The following is a 21,770-nucleotide window of genomic DNA, read 5'->3' on the forward strand; positions in this document are numbered from 1 at the left end:
CCCCGTATCCTTCGCCTCCCCCTCCGGGCCCGTTTGCCGGGCCATCTTGTTGTCGTCACCTGACCATTTGGTCAAAAAAGCCTAGGAAACCTGCGGCCCCGAGGTCAAGGTGATTATTTACGCAGCGGCGGCTATTTTGTAACCAGACGCATGGTCAAGAGTGCGCGGCTTTCGGCGCCGGGTCAAAGGGATTCCGTCTCCGCAATTGGATGGATTGCAGGCAGGCTGCTGTCATCTTATGTTCATATGAACGTCGCCAGCGGTTCATATGAGCGGACTATGGGAGAGGAACCGCCCGGTGCACGGTCAGCCGAAAAACGGCAACGGCTTGAGGCCTGACCCCGGAAGAGCGGGCGGCAACCAGAGTGGTGGTGCGAATATGCTCGGTCAGCAGGACTTAAGCAACAGGCAATCCGAAATTGCCGATCTGGTGCAGAGCCACGGCTTCATGTCCGTGGAGAGCCTTGCCGAGCGCTTTGACGTGACGACCCAGACCATCCGGCGCGACGTGAACCGGCTGTGCGAGCTGGGCATCCTGCGGCGCACCCACGGCGGTGTGGAGCCACCCGTGCCGGGCGGCAACGTGCATTACAGCACCCGCCGCATCATGAACCTGCCGCAGAAGCGCCGCATCGCCCGCATGGTCGCCAGCATGATCCCTGACGGGGCATCGCTTGCCTTCTCCATCGGCACAACGCCGGAACTGGTGATGCAGGAACTGGTGCGCCACGAAGGCTTGCGCATCTTCACCAACAATCTCTATGTGGCGGTGACCGCTTCGGAGAACACGGGCTTTCACGTCACCATTGCGGGCGGCCGCCTGCGCTCCGGCGACAGGGACGTGCTGGGCACGGTGACCCAGGATTTCTTCGCCAGCTACAAGGTGGACTACGGCATCTTCGGCGTCGGCGGCGTGGATGAGGACGGCACGCTGCTGGATTTCACCGAAGAGGAAGTGGCGGCGCGGCAGGCGATCCTTGCCAACTGCCGCAATTCCCTTCTGGTGCTGGACCAGAGCAAGTTCGGCCGCATTGCCCATGTGCGGGGCGGACACCTCAGGCATGTCAGCCATGTGGTCTGCGATGGCCCGATCCCGGAAGCGCTGGTGCCCATGCTGGAAGGCTCGGGAACACAGCTGGTCATCTGTCCGCCGGAAGAAGACTGACCGGCCCTTACCGCCCTTCCTGTCCGGGGCGCTCGCCGCCCGCGATCACCGCGACGGATTTCAGCACCATGAAGCAGGGCACATCCGGCGCCAGCTCCAGGTTCGCCGTAGAGCGGGCCGTGATGCGGGCGAGGAACAGATGCGGGCCGCAGACCAGTTGCACCAGCAGGCTGCCGGTCTGGGCTGGCGTCAAACCAACGACCTTGGCGGGCAGCACGTTGAGAGCCGACAGGCCCTGCGGCACCTGACGGGAGATGAGGATATCCTCCGCCTCGATGCGCAGCCGCACAGGCTCACCCGGACTGGCAGAGAGGCGCGGCAGCAGGAGGCGGCTTTCTGCTCCCTCTCCACCGGGCAGGCCAACCTCCGTCAGTCCATCCTCCGTATGGGCGCGAACGGTTCCCTCCAGCAAAGCGCCTGCGCCAGAAGGCCCGAGGGCGGAGAGGGACTGCGGATCGGCCAGAACTGCGCCCGGCGCCCCGGCATGGCGCACGCGGCCGTCCTCCAGCAGCACCACGTGGGCGGCAAGGCGGGTGACTTCCGCCAGCGAATGACTGACATAAAGCACCGGCACATCGCTCTCATGCGTCAGCCGCTCCAGATAGGGCAGGATCTCGGCCTTGCGCGCTTCGTCCAGCGCGGCCAGCGGCTCGTCCATCAGCAGGAGACGCGGGCGCGAGAGCAGCGCCCGGCCGATGGCCACCCGCTGCTTTTCACCGCCCGAAAGCGCCGCAGGGCGGCGGGCAAGCAACGGCGCGATGCCCAGCAGATCAACGATCCGCTCCAGATCCACCGGCTTGCCGCCGCCGTTGAAGGCATGGCCATAGAGCAGGTTCTGCCGGACGGTGAGATGCGGGAACAGACGGCCTTCCTGAAACACATAGCCGATACGGCGCCGGTGCGGCGGGATGAAGATGCCCGAAGCACTGTCCCACAGAACGTCCCCATTCAGCCGCACATGGCCGGCATCCGGGCGCAGCAGACCGGCAACCGCCTGCACCAGCGTCGTCTTGCCCGAACCGGAACGGCCAAAGAGGGCCGTCACTCCGGCGCTGCCGGTGAAGGCTGCATCCAGCGAGAAACCCGGAAAGGCGTGGCGGACAGAAACATCGAGCGTCATCGGCCGGAGATCCTGCGGGCGACCCGTGCGGAGACGAACTCGGACAAGAGCAGCGCCGCCATGGCGATGGCGATGGAGACGAGCACCAGCCGGAAGGCGGAAGTCTCGCCGCCCGGCACCTGCAGGAAGGCATAGATGGCGGAGGGCAGCGTCTGCGTCTGGCCGGGAATATTGGAGACGAAGGTGATGGTGGCGCCAAACTCCCCCATCGCCTTGGCAAAGGCGAGGATCGCCCCGGCGATGATGCCGGGCAGGATCAGCGGCAGGGTGATGGTGAAGAATACCCAGAAGCGCGAAGCCCCCAGCGTCGAGGCAGCTTCTTCCAGCTTCACATCCACCGCCTCGATGGACAGGCGCATGGCCCGCACCATCAGCGGAAAGGCCATGACGGCAGCAGCGAGCGCCGCGCCGGTCCAGCGGAAGGCAAAGACAATGCCGAAGGTTTCCTCCAGAAAGCTTCCTACCGGAGCCTTGCGGCCAAAGGTGATGAGCAGCAGATAGCCGGTGACGACTGGCGGCAGGATCAGCGGCAGATGCACAAGGCCATTGAGCAACTGCCGCCCGCAAAACCGCCCCCGCGCCAGCGCAAAGGCGGTGGCGAGGCCCAAAGGCAGGCTGAGCAGTGTGGCCCAGAAGGAAACCTGCACGGAGAGCGCGACAGCGCGCCACTCCTCGGGGCCAAGCCATTCCGTCATCTCAACTCCGCCTGCCCATCATCTGCTCCGGCCCGTTATCGCGCCAGAACCGTGAAGCCCTCTGCCTTGAACACGGCGCTCGCCTTCTCCCCCTTCAGATAGGTGAGAAAAGCCTCTGCCCCGTCACGGGACTGCGCAGTGAGGCCTGCCGGATAGACAATAGGCGCATGGCTGCCTTCCGGGAAGGTGCCCATGATGCTGACCTTTTCATCAGCGGCTGCATCGGTGCTGTAGACGATGCCGAAGGGCGCTTCGCCGGTAGCAACGAGCGCAAGTGCGGCGCGCACATTGTCCGACTGCGCCACCTTGGGCTCCACGGAAGCCCAGAGGCCCAGCGAGGTCAGAGCCGCCTTTCCATAGACACCTGCCGGAACGCTGTCCACCAGCGCCATCGCCAGCTTGCCATCGCCGATCATGCCGGAGAGATCCAGCGCGGAGGTGATCTCCACCTTCGGCACATCGCCGCCGTGGGCCACCAGCACCAGCGTGTTGCCAAGCAGATCCGAACGGCTGCCCGCCTTGATGAGGCCTGCCTTGTCGAGCTTGTCCATCCAGTCCGCGCTGGCGGAAATGAAAATATCCGCAGGCGCCCCTTGCTCGATCTGCTTGGCCAGCGCCGAACTGCCTGCATAGGACACCGTGACAGGCGCACCGCCGCCGGCCTGATAATCCGCCACGATCCGGTCCAGCGCCGTCTTGAGGGAGGCCGCCGCAAACACCGTCACCTCCTGCGCCTGCGCGGCAAGACTGGACAAGGACAGGGCCGCAACCGCGGCCACGGTGAGCATGGCACCGCGCAGGCGCCCCGCCATGCTGTGGCAAAGATGGATGGTCATGCGTCTCTCCCTGACAGGCAAAAGGCAGCGGTCAACTGCCCAGCGATATGTTCGATGGGAAACATCGCAAAGCTCACCCCTTGAGGCAAGCGTTATTTCTCGCCGGGAATATCCCTCAGCAGGGCGCAGATGGCGTCGATCTCGGGCGCGCCCTCTTGTGCGAGCCGCTCCACCAGCCGGTGGTAGTTCGCCAGAACCAGCTCCCCGGCCTCCGTCAGCCGCGCGCCGCCGCCCTTTGCCCCGCCGCGCGCACTGTCCACCAGCGGCTCGCGGAAGGCCGCATTGAGATGCTCCACCAGCTGCCAGGCGCGCTTGTAGCTCATGCCCATGCGCCGCCCGGCCCCGGCAATCGAGCCTTCCTCGCGAATGAATTCCAGAAGTTCGGCCTTGCCCGGCCCCAGCATCGCGTCATTGCCAAAGACCAGCCGCAGCCTGAGGCGCGGCCAGGGCTCGCCCGCTGGCGCCGGAGAGGTATCGGAAACGGTGGCGGAAACATCATCTTGCATCATCCCGCCACCCTGCAAACCGCCTGCCGCTTTGGCAAGCGGAAAGCTGCCGGTCAGCTCTTGAGCCTGCCGATAATCTCTTCCCGCTCGCTGCGGGACTTCGCCATGCGCTGACGTGCGGCAGCGGTAAGGTCCGGCCCGGCAGCAGCCGGCGTGCCCGCATCAAAGGGCGGCGCGGGCGCGTATTCGATGGCGAGCTGCACGGTCTTGGCCTCTTCCTCTCCAAGCAGTTCGGCCACCACCGTGAGGCCGAAGTCGATGCCGGAGGTGACGCCGCCTGCGGTGATGATTTTGCCATCGCGCACACTGCGCCCTTCCTGCGCCGTTGCCCCCAGAAGCGGCAGGAAGTCCATGGCGTTCCAGTGGGTCGCGGCCTTGCGGCCTTCCAGAAGGCCAGCTGCACCCAGAACCAGTGAGCCGGTGCAAACCGACGTGACATAGCGGGCACCGGCTGCCTGACGGCGGATGAAATCCAGCACCTCTTCATCCTGCAGCAGCGCGTTGACGCCTGCCCCGCCGGGCACGCAAATCACGTCCAGCTGCGGACAATCTGCAAATGTCATGTCCGGAATCAGCTTCAGCCCCGTGGCCGAGGTGACAGGCGCGAGCGTCTTCCAGACAAGGTGAACCTTCGTGCCCGCAGCGGAGGCGAAAACCTCATAAGGGCCGGTAAGGTCCAGTTGCTGGACAGCGGGAAAAGCGAGAAGGCCGATCTGCAAGGTCATGGCTGGGCTCCTGTTGATTTCCGCAAGATAACAGTCCACCCTCTGGCGCGATTGCCAATTACCCCTCGTTTTCCGCCAGAGGTGCAGATGCGGATCGAAGTTCTGACCTTTGACAGAAGCCAGCTTCTGGATGTCACCGGCCCGCTGCAGGTCTTTGCCTCCGCAAATGATCATGAGCGGCTGAAAGGCAGGCCCGCGCCCTATGACCCCGTGGTGGTGAGCCCGCCGGGCGGGGAAATCACCTCTTCCGGCCTTGCCATTGGCGCAAAGCCGCTGCCAGATCCGGCCATGCCGCTGGATACGCTGATCGTCGCAGGCGGCTGGGGTGTCTCAGATGCCTGCAAGGACGAAAGTCTGCTGGACTGGATCAGACAGCGGGCAAGCGCCGCCCGCCGCACGGCCTCGGTGTGCAGCGGCGCCTTCCTGCTCGCCTCTGCCGGATTGCTGGACGGGCGCAAGGCGGTGACCCACTGGCAGCGCTGCGATGAGTTCCGCCAGCGTTTTCCGTCCGTGAAGCTGATGCCCGATCCGATCTTCATTGAAGATCGCGGCATCTGGACCTCGGCGGGCGTGACCGCAGGGATCGACCTTGCGCTGGCCATGGTGGAGGCTGACCTTGGCCGCAGCCTTGCGCTGGCGGTCGCCCGCCAGCTTGTCGTCTTCCTGAAGCGGCCCGGCGGCCAGTCGCAGTTCAGCACCGCGCTCACCCTGCAGGACAACAGCCAGACCGGTGCAGGGCGCTTTGATGCGCTGCATGGCTGGATCATGGAGAACCTTGCCCGCCCGCTGACCCTCGAAGACATGGCGGAACAGGCAGGCATGAGCAGCCGCAGCTTTTCGCGCCATTATCTTTCCGCCACAGGCCGCACCCCGGCGCGGGCGCTGGAGCATCTGCGGATGGAAAACGCCCGCCGCCTGCTGGAACAGGGCGCACCGGTGAGCCAGACCGCCCGGCGCTGCGGCTTCGGCACCGAGGAAACCATGCGCCGCAGCTTCCAGCGCCATCTCGGCATCAGCCCGCAGGACTACCGCCAGCGCTTTTGCGCCAGTTCGTGACGGACGGCCCCCCTCACATTCCGGTGCAAGGCTGGTCATGGGCTGGGCAAGCGGGGTGGGACGCTCCATATTGCATCCGAGGCCTTGCGAAGGCACCCCCTTTCCCGCCTGACATTCAGGAGTTCATCCATGACACGATACGAGAAATCGGCAGATGCCATTTCGAAGCTGACGCCCGAGCAATACCGCGTGACCCAGCAGAACGGCACGGAGCGGCCGGGGACCGGCGAATATCTCACCAACAAGGAGCCGGGCATCTACGTGGACATCGTCTCCGGCGAGCCGCTGTTTGCCTCCTCCGACAAGTATGAATCCGGCTGTGGCTGGCCGAGTTTCACCAAGCCCATCGAGCCGGCCAACGTGGCTGAACTGCATGACGCGTCGCACGGCATGATCCGCACCGAGGTGCGCTCCGCCCATGGTGACAGCCATCTGGGGCACGTGTTCCCCGATGGCCCGCGTGACCGGGGTGGCCTGCGCTATTGCATCAATTCAGCCTCGCTGCGCTTCGTGCACAGGGACGACATGGAGCGGCAGGGCTACGGCGCCTATCTCGACCAGGTGGAGGAGATCTGACGATGACAGAGACAGCCATTCTCGCCGGCGGATGTTTCTGGGGCATGCAGGATCTGATCCGCAAGCTGCCGGGCGTCCTCTCCACCCGTGTCGGCTACACGGGCGGCGATGTGCCCAACGCCACCTACCGCAATCACGGCACCCATGCGGAAGGCATCGAGATCGTTTTCGATCCGCAGCAAATCAGCTACCGGCGGATTCTGGAGTTCTTTTTCCAGATCCACGACCCGACCACACCCAACCGGCAAGGCAATGACGTGGGCATGTCCTACCGTTCGGCCATCTATTACCTGAGCGATGAGCAGAAGCAGACCGCCATCGACACAGTCAAAGATGTCAATGCATCGGGCATCTGGCCGGGGAAAGTGGTGACGGAGATCGAACCTGCCGGTGACTTTTGGGAAGCCGAGCCGGAGCATCAGGACTATCTTTTGCGTTACCCGAATGGATATACTTGCCATTATCCGCGGCCCAACTGGGTCCTGCCCCGCCGCGCGGCTGGGACATGATGCTTTGCATCGGGCGCAATGGCAGCGCCCGATGCCCCGTCCCTTTTTTCCGGAATGTCCATGACCGAGCCGCTTTTCCGCTTTGACAACAGCTACGCCCGCGACCTTGAGGGCCTTTACATTGTTCAGGCGGGCGCGCCGGCACCAGCGCCGCGCATGCTGAAGTTCAATGCGGAACTGGCACAGGAACTGGGTCTGGACGCAGCCCGGCTTTCCGGCGAGGAAGGAGCACGGATCTTCTCCGGCACAGTGATGCCGCAAGGTGCGTCTCCACTGGCACAGGCCTATGCCGGGCATCAGTTCGGCGGTTTTTCGCCGCAGCTGGGCGATGGCCGGGCGCTTCTGCTGGGCGAGATCCTTGCCCCGGATGGCAAGCGGTTCGACATTCACCTGAAAGGCTCGGGCCGGACCCCCTTCTCCCGGGGCGGCGACGGCAAGGCCGCCGTTGGCCCGGTGCTGCGGGAATATGTCATCGGCGAAGCCATGCACGGCCTCGGCATCCCGACCACACGGGCGCTGGCGGCGGTTGCCACCGGAGAACCGGTGCTGCGTGACAGGGTTCTTCCCGGCGCCGTGCTGGCGCGGGTGGCTTCAAGCCACATCCGGGTGGGCACGTTCCAGTTCTTTGCCGCACGCGGTGATATTGCCCGGCTGACAAAGCTTGCCGCCTATACCATTGCCCGCCATGACCCCGGCCTTGCCCCGGACGGCAAGGTAACGCCTGAGGCCGCCCTTGGCCTGCTGGACCGCGTGGTCCGGCGGCAAGCCTTTCTGGTGGCGCAATGGATGCTCGTTGGCTTCATCCACGGTGTGATGAACACCGACAACATGACCATTTCCGGCGAGACCATCGACTACGGCCCCTGCGCCTTCATGGAAGGCTATGACCTCAGGACCGTATTCAGTTCCATCGACACCCATGGCCGCTACGCCTATGGCAACCAGCCGGCCATCGCCCAGTGGAACCTTGCCCGCCTCGCCGAAGCCCTGCTGCCGCTGATGGGCGACGATGAGGATGAGGCCATCGGAAAGGCAGGTGACTGCGTCAATGGCTATGCAGATCACTTCCAGACTGTCTGGCTCAACGGCGCGAGGGCCAAGCTTGGTCTTGCCTCCAGCGAAGACGGCGACGAAGACCTGGTCAAATCGCTTCTGGCTGCCATGAGCACGCCGCAGGGCGCGCCGGGCCAGCATGCGGCGGACTTCACCGGCACCTTCCGCGCTCTTTGCCGCTTCGAGGCTGAGGGAGAAGCCGTCCTGGCCCCGTTCTTCGGCGGCACGGAGCGCATTACAGACTTCGTGCAGGCCTACACGGCGCGCCTCGCCCGTGACGGCATGGCACCCGCCCGGCGCCGGGCTGCGATGGAGGCTGTGAACCCCATCTACACCCCGCGCAATCACAAGGTGGAAGAGGCCCTCGCCGCCGCCACAGAGGGCGATCTTGAGCCCTTCGACAGGCTGGTGGAAGTTGTCTCCCAGCCCTTCACCGAGCGCCCGGGCCTTGAAGCCTACGCCGAGCCCGCCCCCTCCAGCTTCGGCCCCTACCGCACGTTCTGCGGGACGTAAGGGGAGCAGGCTTTGCCCCCTCCGCTCACCCCAGCGGCGAAAAGCTCAGCCCGCCGGCATAGCGGCTGACCGGCTTGCCCTCGCCATCCAGCAGCAGCAGATGCAGCCAGCGCTGGTCGAACAGGGCCCGCACGCCGGGATGGCGGGAGAGGATGTCCAGCACCGCATGGTCCGGTGCTTCCACCATCACGGTCAGCCGCAGCGGCTCGTGCATCAGCTTTTCGCCGTCATGCACCGACTGCCAGGTAAGGCCGGTGCGCAGCAGGCCGCCGTTGCCTTCCACCACGCCCATGCCGCCAGCGGCATTGTGCAGCAACTTGTTGCCGGCGCCGAAAAGCTGCGGCACCACGGCCGAGCCGTAATATTGCAGGCTGATCCAGCTGGCGACGACGACCGGCGCGGTGAGGATCAGCTCCAGCACCCGGAAGCCTTCGTCCTTTTCTGCCACATAATCGTGCAGGAACACCCGGCCGCCGAGATCGGCCCCGGCGCTGTGCTGGCGCGGAGCGGCGATGAAGGCGGCGCAGCCTGCGAGGCCCCATTCGGGCCGGGTCTGCGACCAGTCCCGCGCCCTTGCGCCCATCACCTGCTGCCGTTCAGCCCCCGGCAGCTTCTCTGCCCGTTCCGCCCGCGCCAGAGCCCCGGCCGATGCGAGCCAATCCTTCAGCTGCGCCAGATCCTGCAGATGGGCTGAGGCGTCCACATCGCCCTCATAGAGAGTGACACCATCGGAGGCGGTGTCATGCAGTCCGGCGAGAAACAAGGTGTCCTCAGGAATACTGATGCCCTCAATGATCAGCCCGGCCCGCACTGCCGGGTCATTCAGCAAAGATGCCAGAAGCCGGGCATTGACCTCGCCGGAATGGCCGCCACAGGCGCCGCATTGCAGGGCGCTGGAATGCAGGTTGTTGCGCACATCCGAGCCGTGACCGGTGAGCAGCACGATCCGGGCAAAGCCTTGCGTCAGCGACATGGCCCGCAGCACGGTGGCCGCCGTGACAATCGCCTGATCCGGTGCCAGCGGCGGATCGAACCGGGGTGCGGGTGTGGCGTCAGCCGCAGCCTTTGCCGGCAACAGGGCATCCTTGACCAATTTGGCCGCATAGAGCGGGCCCGCCGCCTCGACAAAGGCAAAGGATGACACCGCCGCCTGCCGGAACCGGCCAAAGGCCCGCTTTGCGCGCACCGCAATCCGGGTGTTCCTGTCTGCGTCTTCCTGTCCAACCGGTGTCGAGCAGGAGAACCGGGCCGGCTGCAGCAGCACGGGCAGCCGCTTTTCCGCCCGGCTTGACGCAAAGCCCCGGTGGCTGGTGCCGATGCCGAAGAAACCTGCAAAGCCAAGGGTCCGGATGGCAGGGTCAAGCGACTCCAGCGCCCGCCGGAACACTTCCGAACGCACGTCGATGCAGAAGGCTGCCTGCACGGCGGGCCTCTGCACGGCGCTCGCGGCAAGCGTCGTCTTGCGGGCGGCCAGCTTGCCGGAAAGCTTGCGCTGCGCGGCCCGCTCCGATGCCTCCTGCAGCACCGCGTCGATGATCATGTCTTCGGCCGGCATGGCAGGCTGGGCATGGGCAGCAGCAGTCTGCCGCCACTTCAGCAGGGCAGCCTCTCCCTTGATGCCTTGCCCGGCCAGATGCAGGAACAGTGCCTCTTCCCATACGAGCCGGATGGCCAAGAGGTCGAGAAGCGTTGCATCCGTGCCGCCGGAAAGCTCTGCCTCCCACAGCCGGTAGCGGGCAGCCTGCGCCCAGCCGCCAAGGCCAAGCAGCAGCTGATGGAAATAGCTCTCCAGCGCCTCACCCGTCAGCCCCAATGTTGTCACGGCCCGCAGGAGTGCGCCCTGCGCCGTATCCGGTGCGGCGGCAACGAAGGCGCCAAAGCCGGTCAGCCCCATGATTTCGGGCGTCAGGTCATGCGAGCCGTTCATCTGCCAGCCGGCATAGACCGAACGGCCCTTCGCCAGCGGCCAGAGTGCCTGGCCCTCATCGAACAGCGCTGCGCAGAAGGCGCCCATCCGGTCGGTCACCAGCGCCTCGAAATCCCAGTCCCCCAGCGTGGTGGCGAGTGCCGCGACGGCCGGCAGAGCCCGAGGTGCGGACGGCTCGGCGTTCAGCCGGGCGATGACGGCCCCGGCATCGAGAGCCAGCGGCTCAGGGCTTGCCGCAAGTGCCTGTGCGATGTCTTCCCGGGTCAGATCTCCCTCCGCCAGCTTCGCGGCAAAGACGCTGCGGGGCGGAGTGATGCGCACACCGGCCAGCCGGGCCAGCTTTGCGGCCGTCTGGGCAAGGGTCATGCCCGTCTGGCCGAGGAAGGGATTGACGGCAACGGTTGCCGCCAGCGGGAAGGCGGGCGGGATCTGCCGCTGGGCGGCCTGTGCCGCGTCAATCACAACGGCAAGCGGCAGGGCGGGCGATGCGTCACCAGGATGGACGGCTTCGGCGGGATGCATGTGCAGTGTCATTTCAGGTCTCCCGTTCGGAGAAAAGGACAAAGGGCATCAGCAGGTCAGGAGCGCAGGGCAGGCCGTGCCAGCCAGCGGTCCAGCAGCGCATTAACGTAGAGCCCGTTGGCGAGATGCACCCTGAGGCCAGCTGCAGCCGGATGCGCCGCCCAGAGCGGGAACATCGCCTGCGTCACCGCGATTACCCCAAAGGTTGCCAGTGACAGCAGCAGCAGGGCCGTTTCCAGCGGGCCGGGCTGCGGCACCGGTGGCAGCGTGCCGCCGTAGATGGCTGCGGCCACACCGTGGAAGGCGAAGTAGGCAGCCGCGGTAGCCAGCGAGGCGGCAATAGTGCGCAGCATCAGACCGCGCGGCGCGGCCCCGGCCAGCCCCTGCGCCATCAGATAGGCCACGCCGAAGATGAGGATCACACCGAGGGCCAGCGCCTGCGGCGGCTTGTCCGCCCAGCCGAAGGCCGCAGCAGCGAGTGCATAGACACCCACCGCCAGCGCAAAGGCCCGCGCCACGGCCTTGGCTTCCGGCACTGCTACAGGCCCCGGCCGGGAAGCAGCCGTCACGGCTTCCACCGCCGTGCCCGAGGAGAGGAAGGCATGGGCCTTGTAGAGGGAATGGGCCACGATGTGCAGCAGCGCCAGATGGAACAGGCCGAAGCCGCATTGCAGGATCATGAAGCCCATCTGCGCCACGGTGGACCAGGCGAGCGCAGTCTTCACCAGAGGCTGCGTCAGCATCACCAGCGCGCCGAAGAGCGCCGTGAAGCCGCCAATCACCACCAGCAGAGCCAGCACACCGGGGCTGAGCAGCATCACATCGGCAAAGCGCACCAGCAGGAAACCGCCCGCATTGATGACGCCTGCATGCAGCAGGGCCGACACCGGGGTCGGGGCTTCCATCACTTCCGTCAGCCAGCCATGCAGCGGGAACTGCGCCGACTTGAGGCAGGCGGCAAGAGCAATAAAGGCCGCAGCCGCAACAGCCGGCATGCCGCCCTCTCCCGCGCGGGCACCGGCCAGAATGGCGGCGATATCGCCCGTGCCGTAGGTGAAGCCCAGCGCGATGACACCGGCCAGCAGCGCCGCATCGCCCGTCCAGGCGCTCAACTGCTTCTTGGCCAAAACCTTCGCCACACCCGGCCGCTCCGGATAAAAGCGCAGGAGCCGCATCAGCGCCTGGCTGGCCATCACCCAGGCGAGCCAGATCTGCGCCAGCGTGGCGGAAGAGACGAGCAGGATCACGGCGGCCAGCGTCAGGCACAGCCAGCCGGTGAAAGCTCCCTGCCGCGCTTCGCCATCAAGATAGCTGCGTGAATAGCGCAGCACGATCCAACCGATGAAGCTGACCAGCACCAGCATGGTCACCGACACGGCATCGAGCCGCAGTCCGGGCATGAGAAGATCCGCCAGCGGATACCCCGTCTGCACGATGACCTGCTGCGGGCCTGTTACAAGGAAACCGGCGAGAGCTGCCAGTGCCAGCAGGAAGGCGCCAAGCCCGGCAAGCTCTGCAAGCCGCGGCAGCGGATGGGGGCGGCGGCCCGGCATCAGTGCAGCCACGGAGGCAACAAGGGCCAGCAAACCGGCAGCGCCAGCAACGGCAATCGCGCCGTAGGGCGCGGCAGACACAAGCGCCGCAGGCAGGGGCGCAGCAGGCAGAAGCGCGGCGGACATTTCAGGCATTTGGACCTCCGGGTCACTCAGATGCCGCAGTTGGTACCAGCCTACAAAACTCAATAAAAATACATTGTTTATGCGTTTTCGTTCTATAAAATAGAACTATGTCTGATCTGAACTATCATCATCTACGCTATTTCCGGGCCGTGGCCCATGATGGCAACCTGACCCGCACGGCGGAGCGGCTGAACCTGTCGCAGTCGGCCCTGTCGGTGCAGATCCGCCAGTTGGAGGAGCGGCTGGGCCATGCCCTGTTCGAGCGCCGGGGCCGCCAGCTGCATCTGACCGAGGCCGGGCGCATCGCGCTGGATCATGCCGATGCCATCTTCTCAGCAGGAGAAGAGCTGATTGCCACCCTGCGCCAGACCGGCACCACCCGTCAGGTGCTGCGGGTGGGCGGCATGGCAACGCTGTCGCGCAACTTCCAGATTGCCTTCCTGCGCCCCGTGCTGGGGCGGGCGGATGTGGAAGTGGTGCTGCGCTCCGGCTCGCCGGCGGAATTGCTGCATCAGCTGGAAACGCTGAACCTTGACGTGGTTCTGCTGACCCGCCCGCCGGAGAACAAGGCGGACCTGCCCTTCGTCGCCCACAAGCTGGCCGAACAGCCCGTCAGCCTCATCGGCCGGCCGGATGCACTCACGGCGGGCCTCAGCCTTGGCCAATACCTTGCCAGCGCACCACTGATCCTGCCGACACGGGACAGCAGCGTGCGCACAGGTTTTGATGCACTGGCCGCAAGGCTTGATGTCAGCCCGCAGATCGCCGCCGAGGTGGATGACATGGCGATGATGCGTCTTCTCGCCCGGGAAGGGCTTGGTCTTGCTGTCATGCCGCCCATCGTGGTGCGGGACGAACTGGCCAGCGGCCTTTTGCGCGAGATTGACCGGTTGGAGGGACTGACAGAAAGCTTCTATGCGGTCACCCTGTCCCGCCGCTTCCCCAATCCGCTGCTGCGCGATCTCATCGCCGCGCGCCCGGCTGACTTTGCCGCCGGGAATGATGCAGACTGAGATCAGAAACTGTCGCGCACCTTGAGGTGCATATGGCTGTGGCTGGCGCCATCGCCATGCTGATGCACCTCCTCTTCCTCACTGATGGGCACAAGTGACAGCGCACCGTGGCGCACGCCCCGCTCGGTGAAGAGGCCATTGGCATAGTTCTCGACCGTCTCCACCGGCCCGCGCATCACCGCAACTTCCACCGCCACCGTGTGGTCCAGCGGCACGGACAGCGCGGCAACGGCCATGTGGTGATGCTCGTGCCGGGACTGGGGCACCCGGCGGCCAAGGTCTCGCATCGACAGATCCACCGTATAGCTGAGCACGCCGACGCATTGCGCATCGCCCGCAGCCTTGCGCGCCAGCCCGCGCCTCAGAAGATCGCGCAGCGCTTCGGAGCGGTTGGTGGCACCGGAGCGCGCCATGAAGGCATCCAGCTCGTCCAGAAGATCATCCTCGATGCTGATCGTGATCCGCTGCATGGGGTCCCCGTCTCCGCCTACCGATCATTCATGCCGCCAATTTAGGCAAGGCAGCTCACAGAACAGACTTGCACCGGTTTGCGGTCAGATGCAGTATGAAAAAAAGAAGCAAAATTCATACTCATCAGGATCTCTTCCAAATGCGCCTGCGTAACTGCCTCTTTGCCACCGCCTCTGTCTTCGCTTTTGGCCTGTTTCTGAGCCCCGCCAGCGTGAATGCGCAGCCCGCCCCCCCGGCGCTGGTGCTGGCGGTGGGAGGCGAGCCGGAAACCGGTTTTGACCCCATCGCCGGCTGGGGCTCCTATGGCAATCCGCTGTTCCAGTCCACCTTGCTGAAGCTCGACACGGATCTGAACCTCGTTGGTGATCTGGCAACCGCATGGACCCTTTCGGATGACCGCAAGACCTGGACACTGACCCTGCGCGAGGATGCAAAATTCTCTGACGGGACCGGGCTGACGGCGGAAGATGCAGCCTTCACCTACAACACGGCGCGTGATGCAGGCGGCGTGGTGGATCTCACCAATCTGCGCGAGGCGCGCGCCACTGGCCCCTACACGCTGGAAATCGAGCTGAAGGAACCGCAGATCACCTTCACCAGCCGCCTTGCCAGCCTCGGCATCGTGCCGAAAGCCTCCTATGGCCCGGACTATGCCCGCAAGCCTATCGGCTCCGGCCCCTTCCAGCTGCTCGAATGGCGCGAAGGCGAACAGCTGGTGGTGGAACCGAACCCGCATTGGCATGGCACGAAGCCCGGCTTTTCCCGCGTCAGCTTCGTCTTCGGCTCGGAAGATGCTGCCGTCAGCCTCGCCCGCACGGGCGCCGCCCAGCTCGTGGCCGTACCTTCCTCGCTGGTGGACGAGACGCCGCAAGGCATGAAAAGCCTGCATGTGAAGACCGTCGACAATCGCGGCGTCATGTTCCCGATGGTGCCGGAAACAGGTGCGAAGACGGATGAAGGCTATCCGATCGGCAACAGCGTGACCTCGGACAAGGCCATCCGCACGGCGCTGAACGAGGCGCTGGACCGGCAGGCACTGGTGGATCTCGCCCTGTCCGGTCATGGACGGCCCGCCTATGGCCCGGCTGACGGCCTGCCCTGGGACAATGCGGATGCGAATGTGAAGGGCGCAGACATCGAAGCGGCCCGCGCCACGTTGGCCGCAGGCGGCTGGCGCGATAGCAACGGTGATGGCGTTCTCGAAAAAGACGGCAAGGATGCCGCCTTCACCCTGCTCTATCCTGCTTCTGATTCCACCCGGCAGGCACTGACGCTCGGCGTCGTGGAACAGGCGAAAGCGATCGGCATCCGTATCACCCCGCAGGGCAAGAGCTGGACCGAAATCCGCACCCTGATGCATGCCAACGCCGTGCTCTTCGGCTTCGGCTCGCACAGCCCAGCGGAGATGGTGCGGCTGAACGGCAGCCGCTATGCGGGCGCGGGCTATTACAATCCGGGCTATTACAACAACCCAGCCGTTGATGCCGCCTTTGCCAAGGCTGAAGGCGCAGAAAGCTTCGAAGCCTCCCTGCCCTTCTGGCAGGCCGCACAATGGGACGGCACCACCGGCTTCGGCTCCAGGGGCGATGCGACCTGGGCCTGGCTCGTCAATCTGGAGCATTCCTACTGGGTGGCGGACTGCCTCGACACCGGCCGCCAGCAGGTCCAGCCCCACGGCCACGGCTTCCCCATCACCCGCAACCTCGAAGACTGGCGCTGGACATGCCAGTGAGGGCTGAACGTTCCGGTCTTACGGGCCGCTTGAGAGGAAAATGGCCCTCTCCTTTTGCCGCAGCGCCCCTCTCCCCCCTTGAGGGGGAGATGTCTGCGCCAGCAGACAGAGGGGGGTGGCAGCGTTTCAGCGAGGCACTACCTCTCTCACGCAGTGACAGTCCGTTACCCCCCTTTGCCCCCTGCCGGGGGCATCTCCCCCTCAAGGGGGGAGAGGAGCTGGTGCCTGACCGGAAGTCCGATGTAAACACTGCCCAGGCAAAGAGCCGCAGCCGCCATACTGATGCATCACTGCGGTTAGCTGTCCGCAACGGACGCGCCCCCGCACACCCGGCAAAGGAAGGCAGCCATCATGACTGACTGGCTGCTGCCTTTGCTGCGTGACCGCTTGATCCGGCTAGCTTGGATGGTGCCGGTGGGGGCCTTTGGGCTGTTTGCGCTGGTCTCGCTGGCGCCCATCGATCCGGTGCAGAGCTTTGTCGGCGCGAAGATGATGCAGGTGGGGCCGGAGCAGCGCGAGGCGATTGCCGCGGCCTGGGGGTTGAATGATCCCTTTGCCGAGCGGTTTCTCCGCTGGGCGGGCAACGCGCTTGCCGGCGACTTCGGCAATTCCATCACCTACAACGCGCCCGTGCTCGAGATCATCCGCGACCGGTTTCCCGCCTCGCTGGCGCTGATTGCGGCCGCCTTTGCCTTTTCCTTCGTGCTGGGCCTCGGCCTTGGCACAGTGGCTGCGGCCACGCGCGGCCGCTGGCCGGACCGGATCATCCGGGGCTTTTCGGTGATGCTTGCCTCCAGCCCCGGCTTCTGGGTGGCGCTGCTGCTGGTCGCCGTTTTTGCCGTGGGCCTCAACTGGCTGCCTGCCTGCTGTGCCGCCCCGCCGGGGCTACAGGCGGATGAAGCCACCCTTGGCCAGCGGCTGTGGCACATGATCCTGCCGGCTATCTCGCTCTCCATCGTCGGCATTGCGCCGCTGATCCTGCACACGCGCCAGAGCATGATTGCCTTTCTCGACAGCCCTGCCGGGAGGCATCTGGGCGCCCATGGCTGGGCGAGCCTGCCGCTGGCCCTCGGGCCGGGCCTGCGCCACGCACTCGGCTGCGCCCTGACCGTGCATCTGGCGGGGGCGGGCGAGTTGTTCGGCGGCTCCGTGCTGGCCGAAACCGTCTTTGCCTGGCCGGGTCTCGGGCAGGCAACCGTCCGGGCAGCGTCGGGCGCAGATGCGCCGCTGCTGATCGGCATTGGCCTTGCCACGCTGCTGTTTGTCTTCGCCGGAAACCTTGCCGCCGACATTGCCGCAAGGCTGCTCGACCCGCGCCTTGCAAGGAGGAATCCGGCATGAGCCTTGCCCATACAGGCGATACCGCCCCCGCGCAGGTGCTCCCAGCCCGCCCGCGCAGCAATCCGCAGAAGCGCATTGCCTTGCTGGGGCTTGCCGCGCTTGGCCTCATCACCGCCATCGGCCTTGCTGCGCCTCTGGTTCCGGAAAGCTGGTATGCGGTGAACCCGGCAGCCCGAGGTCTTTCCCCCTCGCTGGCCCATCCCATGGGCACCGATCTTCTGGGCCGGGACCTGGCCGCCCGCACGCTCTCCGCCCTTGGCCGCAGCATCTGGGTGGGCTTCTTTTCTGCGGCCCTTTCAACGCTGATCGCGCTCGCCATCGGTCTTGCCGCCAGTCTCGACCGGCGGGCAGACCGGCTGCTGGGCGGGGTGACGGAACTGGCGCTCGGCCTGCCGCATTTCGTGCTGTTGATCCTCATCTGCTATGCCGCAGGCGGCGGCACCACGGGAGTGATCATTGCGGTTTCCCTCACCCACTGGCCACGCCTGTCCCGCGTGCTGCGGCATGAGGCGCAGACCGTGCTGACCTCGGATTATGTGATGATCTCCCGCGCCCTTGGCCGTTCCCCCGGCTGGATCGCCCGCCGGCATCTGGTGCCGCATCTGCTGCCGCAGCTTGCCGCCGGTTTCGTGCTGATCTTCCCCCATGCCATCCTGCACGAGGCGGGCCTCAGCTTCATCGGCCTTGGCATCGAGCCGCACCTGCCCTCCATCGGCATGATGCTGTCGGAATCCCTGCGCGGGCTGATGGCCGGAAAATGGTGGATCGCCGCCGGTCCCGGTCTGGCCCTGATGCTGGTGGCGCTGTGTTTCGAGCTTCTGGGCGAGCGCCTGCGCAAGGCGGCAGACCCGCGTGAGAGGGATCTCGCATGAGCCTTTCGGTCATCAACCTGACGGTCGGCTTCCCCAGTGCCGATGGCCAGTCCGTGCAGGCGCTCAAGGGCCTGAGCCTGACTGTGGCACGCGGCGAGGTGGCGGGGCTTGCCGGCGCATCGGGAGCCGGCAAGAGCCTTGCCGCCGAGGCGCTGATGGGCGTTTTGCCCGGCAATGCGCTTGTCAGCGGTCATGTGACAGTGGAAGGCCAGACACCGCGCCCCGGATCACTCGCCCTTGCGCCGCAAACAATTGACGCACTGGACCCGCTCGCCCGTATCGGCCCGCAGCTGGTGCGTTTCGGCAAACCCTTCGGCCGCGAGGTGGATGTCACGAAACTTCTGGCAGATGTGGGGCTGGAGCCGGAGGTGGCACGCGCTTTCCCGCATGAGCTGTCCGGCGGCATGGCCAAGCGGGTGCTGCTGGCCAGTGCGCTGGCCTCAGGCGCAGACTTCATCATTGCCGACGAACCCACCAGCGGGCTGGATCCGGAAAATGCAGACCGCATCATGGCGCTGATCGCAAGCCTCGCCCAATGGGGCCACGGCATGCTGGTAATCAGCCACGACCTCAGGCGCCTTGCTGCGGCTGCCCGGCACATCACGGTGATGCGGGATGGCACCATCATCGAGACAGCGGATGCAAGATACTTCGACGGCGAAGGATCTCTCCTTTCCGCCCCCTACACTCGGGCCCTGTGGCGGGCTCAGGAGATCTACGGCACATGCTGAATGCGCAAAGGCTGAGCCTGAAACTGGGGCAGAAGCAGGTGCTGGACGGGGTGAGCCTCACGCTTGAGCCAGGCAGTGTGACCGGCCTTGGCGGGCCTTCGGGCGCAGGCAAGACCAGCCTTGGCCGCTGTCTTGCGGGGCTTATTGCCCCAGCTTCAGGCGATGTGCGTCTTGACGGCGCGCCGCTGCCCCCCTTGCGCAGCGGCAAACCTCACCCGGTTCAATATGTGCCGCAGATGGCGGAGCTTGCCGCCGATCCGCGCTGGCGCATCGGCGATATCCTGCGCAACGGAGGAGAACCGGATCAGGAGGTTCTCACCGCGCTCGGCATTGACCCGGCCTGGGAGGCGCGCCATGCAGGCGAGGTCTCGGGCGGGGAGCTGACGCGAGTGTCCCTCGCCAGGCTGATCCTGCCGTCCACCCGGGTTCTGATCCTGGATGAAGTCTCGGCAAGACTTGACGCGCTGTCGGAAGATGCGCTGTGGCAGGCGCTTTTGCCGCTTGCAAGAAGGCGCGGGTTGACGCTGCTCGTCATCAGCCACAAGCAGGGCCTGCGCCAGCACCTGTGCAGCGCAAGCTATCGTCTGGAAGACGGCAGGCTCTCTCAGGAAACCGTCTTGCCAACCTCGGCAATGCGCCGGTCCTGAGCGCCCAGCGCTTCGAGCGCTTCCAGCGTCGTTTCGGAGGGCATCCAGCCCAGCGCCATCAGCGCGGCAGGGCTGGCGGCGAGCGAGCCGCCCAGCCGTTCGGCCATCTCGCCCTTGCCTGCCAGTTTCAGCCCCAGTTCCAGCAGGGCGGGCGGCACCGGCAGAAGACCCGGTCTGCGGCCCAGGCCGCGCCGGTAGGCCGCGATGATCCCGGCCAGTGTCACCGGCTCCGGGTCCGCCACGATCAGCGGGCGGTTGGGCGCTTCCGGCAGCCGCATCACGCAGTCCACTGCACCGGCCAGATTGGCCAGCGAGATCAGCGAGCGCTTGCCGGTGAAAAGCCCAAAGGGCAGCGGCACGGGCTTGCGGGCCAGCGCGAAGAGCGCCTCCAGATTGCCACGGGCACCCGGCCCATGCACCAGCACCGGACGCAGAGCGGCATAGGCAATGCCTGTCCCGGCAATCGCCACCTCGGCCTCCAGCTTGGAGCGGCCATAGGCATCGGTGGGCTGCGCCGCATCGGCTTCCGTCAGCACATGATCTGCCGCAGGACCAGACTGGGCCCGGATGGAGGAGAGAAAGACAAAACGCTTTACCCCGGCCTTGCGGGCGGCCTGCGCCAGTGCCGCCGTCGCGTCGCGGTTCACGGCCCGGTAGTCATCCTCCGGACGGCCCGACATGGCATGGGCGATACCGGCGGAATGGACCACGAAGTCCACGTCCCGCATTGCCTGATCCAGATTGCGCGGGCGGGCGAGATCGCCGATGAACTCCTGATCCGCACTCGCTGCATCCTCAACCGGACGGCGCAGCAGCAGCCGCAACCGGTAGCCCCGGCGGATCAGATCGCTGGCCAGATACTGGCCGGCAAAGCCGGTGGCACCGGTCAGGGCAACAAGCGGGGCTTCGGTCATGGGGCGTCTCCGGTCAGCTGGCGTGAACGGGACAAGCGGTACTGCACCCGTCCCGCCCATACAAGCCCGGTCTGTTTAGATCCGCTCAGCCCCGCCCTTCCGCCATGGCCCGGACAAGCAGCAGCATCACCAGCGCCTGACCGTAAGGCGCGGGCACGTTCGGGATCTGGCGGTAAAAGTCCAGCGTGTGACCCATGGGCGTACCGTCCGACACCTGAAGCACGATGCCGCTGTCGTCGATCCGCTCCAGCACCGCCGCCAGCGCCCGGTCCGCCACCGGGCGGTAATCCTGTGGCAGCAGGCCAAGGTCGATGCCGCGCAGGATGCCATAGGCAATGGCGGCAGTGGCCGAGGTTTCCTCGGGCGACTGCGGCTCCAGCACCAGCGTGCAGAACATGCCGTTGTCCCGCTGGTTGGCGGCCAGCGTGCGCACCTGCGCTTCCAGAATGAAGGTGAGATGCGCTTTCAGATGGCCGGGAATCTCGCTGACGAGGCCGAACAGCTCCGGAATTGCCACGGTGATCCAGGCATTGCCGCGTGCCCAGAAGGCCTTGGCGAAGTTGTGGTTCCCGTTGAAAGTCCAGCCATGATACCACAGTCCGGTGACCGGATCGGCGAGGAACCGTTCATGCACGAGGAACTGGTAGAAGGCTTCCTCGATCCAGTCCTGACGGCCGAAACGCTGCCCGGCGCGGGCCAGGAACAGACACGTCATGAACAGCGTGTCGTCCCACAGCTCGCCATCGTTCATCCGCTCCTTCACCACATGCTGGAAGCCGCCGTCGCGGGTGCGGGCAAGGCTGGTCATCAGCCAGTCCGCCCAGTCCTTCACCAGCGCCTCGAAATCGGGCCGGTCCACATGGTCGATCAGCACCGACAGCGGCAGCATGGGCGAGGAAGAATTGACCTGGCGCGGCGGGATGCCTTTGGAGATCTGCCAGTCATACCAGCGTGCAATCGCCTCGATCAGCGACCGGTCGCCCACCGCCTCCGCATGACGGATGAGACCGTAGATGCCGACGCCCACTTCCCAGTCCCATTCCTCGAACTGCAGGTCATAGGCATCTTCGGAAATGGCAGCGGTTTCGTTCATGCCCTTGAGGCGGGCGAGGCCAACCGCCACGCGGGAAAGCGTCGCGGACAAGGTGTCAGGATTGATCATCAACA

General features: G+C 65.7%; 21 protein-coding genes. 11 read left to right on the forward strand and 10 right to left on the reverse strand.

Annotated elements, in window-relative coordinates:
* Nucleotides 1–379: 379 nt before the first annotated feature.
* Nucleotides 380–1,165 carry a DeoR/GlpR family DNA-binding transcription regulator gene (locus H163_RS0112645; protein WP_019964956.1) on the forward strand — a complete coding sequence of 262 codons (786 nt, stop codon included), beginning with the start codon at nt 380–382 and terminating at the stop codon, nt 1,163–1,165.
* Nucleotides 1,166–1,172: 7 nt separating this feature from the next.
* Here the strand turns inward: H163_RS0112645 and modC are convergent, their stop codons facing one another.
* From modC to H163_RS0112670, 5 genes are all read right to left on the reverse strand, one after another.
* Nucleotides 1,173–2,285, reverse strand: a complete 1,113-nt coding sequence (modC, locus tag H163_RS0112650) for a molybdenum ABC transporter ATP-binding protein (protein WP_019964957.1) — start codon at nt 2,283–2,285, stop codon at nt 1,173–1,175.
* The gene (modB, locus tag H163_RS0112655) at nt 2,282–2,980 is read right to left on the reverse strand and encodes a molybdate ABC transporter permease subunit (protein WP_019964958.1); all 699 of its coding nucleotides are present in this window, start codon (nt 2,978–2,980) and stop codon (nt 2,282–2,284) included. The genes modC and modB overlap by 4 nt, the downstream gene beginning before the upstream one ends.
* A 35-nt stretch (nt 2,981–3,015) precedes the next feature.
* On the reverse strand, nt 3,016–3,816 hold the full coding sequence (modA, locus tag H163_RS0112660; RefSeq protein ID WP_019964959.1) for a molybdate ABC transporter substrate-binding protein: 801 nt from the start codon (nt 3,814–3,816) through the stop codon (nt 3,016–3,018).
* A gap of 92 nt (nt 3,817–3,908) precedes the next feature.
* Complete coding sequence (locus H163_RS0112665) at nt 3,909–4,325, reverse strand: winged helix-turn-helix domain-containing protein (RefSeq protein ID WP_019964960.1); 417 nt, start codon at nt 4,323–4,325, stop codon at nt 3,909–3,911.
* 50 nt (nt 4,326–4,375) lie between these two features.
* On the reverse strand, nt 4,376–5,047 hold the full coding sequence (locus H163_RS0112670) for a DJ-1/PfpI family protein (protein ID WP_019964961.1): 672 nt from the start codon (nt 5,045–5,047) through the stop codon (nt 4,376–4,378).
* Nucleotides 5,048–5,134: 87 nt separating this feature from the next.
* Between H163_RS0112670 and H163_RS0112675 the strand changes: the two genes are divergently transcribed.
* The 4 genes from H163_RS0112675 to H163_RS0112690 all read left to right on the forward strand — a co-directional run bounded on the left by H163_RS0112675 (nt 5,135) and on the right by H163_RS0112690 (nt 8,754).
* The gene (locus H163_RS0112675) at nt 5,135–6,103 is read left to right on the forward strand and encodes a GlxA family transcriptional regulator (protein WP_019964962.1); all 969 of its coding nucleotides are present in this window, start codon (nt 5,135–5,137) and stop codon (nt 6,101–6,103) included.
* A gap of 129 nt (nt 6,104–6,232) precedes the next feature.
* Nucleotides 6,233–6,679, forward strand: coding sequence for a peptide-methionine (R)-S-oxide reductase MsrB (gene msrB, locus H163_RS0112680; protein WP_019964963.1), 447 nt, complete (start codon nt 6,233–6,235; stop codon nt 6,677–6,679).
* 2 nt (nt 6,680–6,681) lie between these two features.
* Nucleotides 6,682–7,188: a peptide-methionine (S)-S-oxide reductase MsrA gene (msrA, locus tag H163_RS0112685; protein ID WP_019964964.1), complete on the forward strand. Its 507-nt coding sequence runs from the start codon at nt 6,682–6,684 to the stop codon at nt 7,186–7,188.
* A gap of 54 nt (nt 7,189–7,242) precedes the next feature.
* The gene (locus H163_RS0112690; RefSeq protein WP_244296270.1) at nt 7,243–8,754 is read left to right on the forward strand and encodes a protein adenylyltransferase SelO; all 1,512 of its coding nucleotides are present in this window, start codon (nt 7,243–7,245) and stop codon (nt 8,752–8,754) included.
* A gap of 25 nt (nt 8,755–8,779) precedes the next feature.
* On the opposite strand, the gene H163_RS0112695 is transcribed toward H163_RS0112690, so the two are convergent.
* Both H163_RS0112695 and H163_RS0112700 read right to left on the reverse strand, forming a co-directional pair.
* Nucleotides 8,780–11,215, reverse strand: coding sequence for a YbcC family protein (locus H163_RS0112695; RefSeq protein ID WP_019964966.1), 2,436 nt, complete (start codon nt 11,213–11,215; stop codon nt 8,780–8,782).
* 44 nt (nt 11,216–11,259) lie between these two features.
* Nucleotides 11,260–12,891 (reverse strand): proton-conducting transporter transmembrane domain-containing protein, encoded by a 1,632-nt coding sequence (locus H163_RS0112700; RefSeq protein WP_019964967.1) that lies wholly within the window; start codon nt 12,889–12,891, stop codon nt 11,260–11,262.
* 98 nt (nt 12,892–12,989) lie between these two features.
* Here H163_RS0112700 and H163_RS0112705 point away from each other — a divergent pair, with 98 nt between their 5' ends.
* On the forward strand, nt 12,990–13,895 hold the full coding sequence (locus tag H163_RS0112705; protein WP_019964968.1) for a LysR family transcriptional regulator: 906 nt from the start codon (nt 12,990–12,992) through the stop codon (nt 13,893–13,895).
* A gap of 2 nt (nt 13,896–13,897) precedes the next feature.
* On the opposite strand, the gene nikR is transcribed toward H163_RS0112705, so the two are convergent.
* Complete coding sequence (gene nikR, locus H163_RS0112710) at nt 13,898–14,365, reverse strand: nickel-responsive transcriptional regulator NikR (RefSeq protein ID WP_019964969.1); 468 nt, start codon at nt 14,363–14,365, stop codon at nt 13,898–13,900.
* A gap of 140 nt (nt 14,366–14,505) precedes the next feature.
* On the opposite strand from nikR, the gene H163_RS0112715 reads away from it, so the two are divergent.
* The 5 genes from H163_RS0112715 (at nt 14,506) to H163_RS0112735 (ending at nt 19,689) form a co-directional block, all read left to right on the forward strand.
* Nucleotides 14,506–16,098, forward strand: coding sequence for an ABC transporter substrate-binding protein (locus H163_RS0112715; RefSeq protein ID WP_019964970.1), 1,593 nt, complete (start codon nt 14,506–14,508; stop codon nt 16,096–16,098).
* Nucleotides 16,099–16,449: 351 nt separating this feature from the next.
* Nucleotides 16,450–17,439: an ABC transporter permease gene (locus H163_RS0112720; RefSeq protein ID WP_040678785.1), complete on the forward strand. Its 990-nt coding sequence runs from the start codon at nt 16,450–16,452 to the stop codon at nt 17,437–17,439.
* Nucleotides 17,436–18,311, forward strand: a complete 876-nt coding sequence (locus H163_RS0112725) for an ABC transporter permease (protein WP_019964972.1) — start codon at nt 17,436–17,438, stop codon at nt 18,309–18,311. Before H163_RS0112720 ends, H163_RS0112725 begins: the two co-directional genes overlap by 4 nt.
* Nucleotides 18,308–19,042, forward strand: coding sequence for an ATP-binding cassette domain-containing protein (locus tag H163_RS0112730; RefSeq protein WP_019964973.1), 735 nt, complete (start codon nt 18,308–18,310; stop codon nt 19,040–19,042). The genes H163_RS0112725 and H163_RS0112730 overlap by 4 nt, the downstream gene beginning before the upstream one ends.
* Nucleotides 19,036–19,689 (forward strand): ATP-binding cassette domain-containing protein, encoded by a 654-nt coding sequence (locus tag H163_RS0112735; RefSeq protein WP_019964974.1) that lies wholly within the window; start codon nt 19,036–19,038, stop codon nt 19,687–19,689. Before H163_RS0112730 ends, H163_RS0112735 begins: the two co-directional genes overlap by 7 nt.
* Here H163_RS0112735 and H163_RS0112740 read toward each other — a convergent pair.
* Together H163_RS0112740 and bglB are read right to left on the reverse strand one after the other, a co-directional pair.
* Nucleotides 19,647–20,603, reverse strand: a complete 957-nt coding sequence (locus H163_RS0112740; RefSeq protein WP_019964975.1) for an NAD-dependent epimerase/dehydratase family protein — start codon at nt 20,601–20,603, stop codon at nt 19,647–19,649. The two genes, H163_RS0112735 and H163_RS0112740, sit on opposite strands and share 43 nt — an antisense overlap.
* An 85-nt stretch (nt 20,604–20,688) precedes the next feature.
* Nucleotides 20,689–21,765, reverse strand: a complete 1,077-nt coding sequence (gene bglB / locus H163_RS0112745; protein WP_019964976.1) for a beta-galactosidase BglB — start codon at nt 21,763–21,765, stop codon at nt 20,689–20,691.
* Between the last annotated feature and the right edge of the window lie 5 nt (nt 21,766–21,770).

Source organism: Pannonibacter phragmitetus DSM 14782 (assembly GCF_000382365.1).
GTDB classification, from domain to species: domain Bacteria; phylum Pseudomonadota; class Alphaproteobacteria; order Rhizobiales; family Stappiaceae; genus Pannonibacter; species Pannonibacter phragmitetus.

Coding starts and splice junctions, on each gene's coding strand:
- H163_RS0112645 (WP_019964956.1), top strand. CDS start 380: ATGCTCGGTCAGCAGGACTTAAGCAACAGGCAATCCGAAATTGCCGAT.
- modC (WP_019964957.1), bottom strand. CDS start 2,285: ATGACGCTCGATGTTTCTGTCCGCCACGCCTTTCCGGGTTTCTCGCTG.
- modB (WP_019964958.1), bottom strand. CDS start 2,980: ATGACGGAATGGCTTGGCCCCGAGGAGTGGCGCGCTGTCGCGCTCTCC.
- modA (WP_019964959.1), bottom strand. CDS start 3,816: ATGACCATCCATCTTTGCCACAGCATGGCGGGGCGCCTGCGCGGTGCC.
- H163_RS0112665 (WP_019964960.1), bottom strand. CDS start 4,325: ATGATGCAAGATGATGTTTCCGCCACCGTTTCCGATACCTCTCCGGCG.
- H163_RS0112670 (WP_019964961.1), bottom strand. CDS start 5,047: ATGACCTTGCAGATCGGCCTTCTCGCTTTTCCCGCTGTCCAGCAACTG.
- H163_RS0112675 (WP_019964962.1), top strand. CDS start 5,135: ATGCGGATCGAAGTTCTGACCTTTGACAGAAGCCAGCTTCTGGATGTC.
- msrB (WP_019964963.1), top strand. CDS start 6,233: ATGACACGATACGAGAAATCGGCAGATGCCATTTCGAAGCTGACGCCC.
- msrA (WP_019964964.1), top strand. CDS start 6,682: ATGACAGAGACAGCCATTCTCGCCGGCGGATGTTTCTGGGGCATGCAG.
- H163_RS0112690 (WP_244296270.1), top strand. CDS start 7,243: ATGTCCATGACCGAGCCGCTTTTCCGCTTTGACAACAGCTACGCCCGC.
- H163_RS0112695 (WP_019964966.1), bottom strand. CDS start 11,215: ATGACACTGCACATGCATCCCGCCGAAGCCGTCCATCCTGGTGACGCA.
- H163_RS0112700 (WP_019964967.1), bottom strand. CDS start 12,891: ATGCCTGAAATGTCCGCCGCGCTTCTGCCTGCTGCGCCCCTGCCTGCG.
- H163_RS0112705 (WP_019964968.1), top strand. CDS start 12,990: ATGTCTGATCTGAACTATCATCATCTACGCTATTTCCGGGCCGTGGCC.
- nikR (WP_019964969.1), bottom strand. CDS start 14,365: ATGCAGCGGATCACGATCAGCATCGAGGATGATCTTCTGGACGAGCTG.
- H163_RS0112715 (WP_019964970.1), top strand. CDS start 14,506: ATGCGCCTGCGTAACTGCCTCTTTGCCACCGCCTCTGTCTTCGCTTTT.
- H163_RS0112720 (WP_040678785.1), top strand. CDS start 16,450: ATGACTGACTGGCTGCTGCCTTTGCTGCGTGACCGCTTGATCCGGCTA.
- H163_RS0112725 (WP_019964972.1), top strand. CDS start 17,436: ATGAGCCTTGCCCATACAGGCGATACCGCCCCCGCGCAGGTGCTCCCA.
- H163_RS0112730 (WP_019964973.1), top strand. CDS start 18,308: ATGAGCCTTTCGGTCATCAACCTGACGGTCGGCTTCCCCAGTGCCGAT.
- H163_RS0112735 (WP_019964974.1), top strand. CDS start 19,036: ATGCTGAATGCGCAAAGGCTGAGCCTGAAACTGGGGCAGAAGCAGGTG.
- H163_RS0112740 (WP_019964975.1), bottom strand. CDS start 20,603: ATGACCGAAGCCCCGCTTGTTGCCCTGACCGGTGCCACCGGCTTTGCC.
- bglB (WP_019964976.1), bottom strand. CDS start 21,765: ATGATCAATCCTGACACCTTGTCCGCGACGCTTTCCCGCGTGGCGGTT.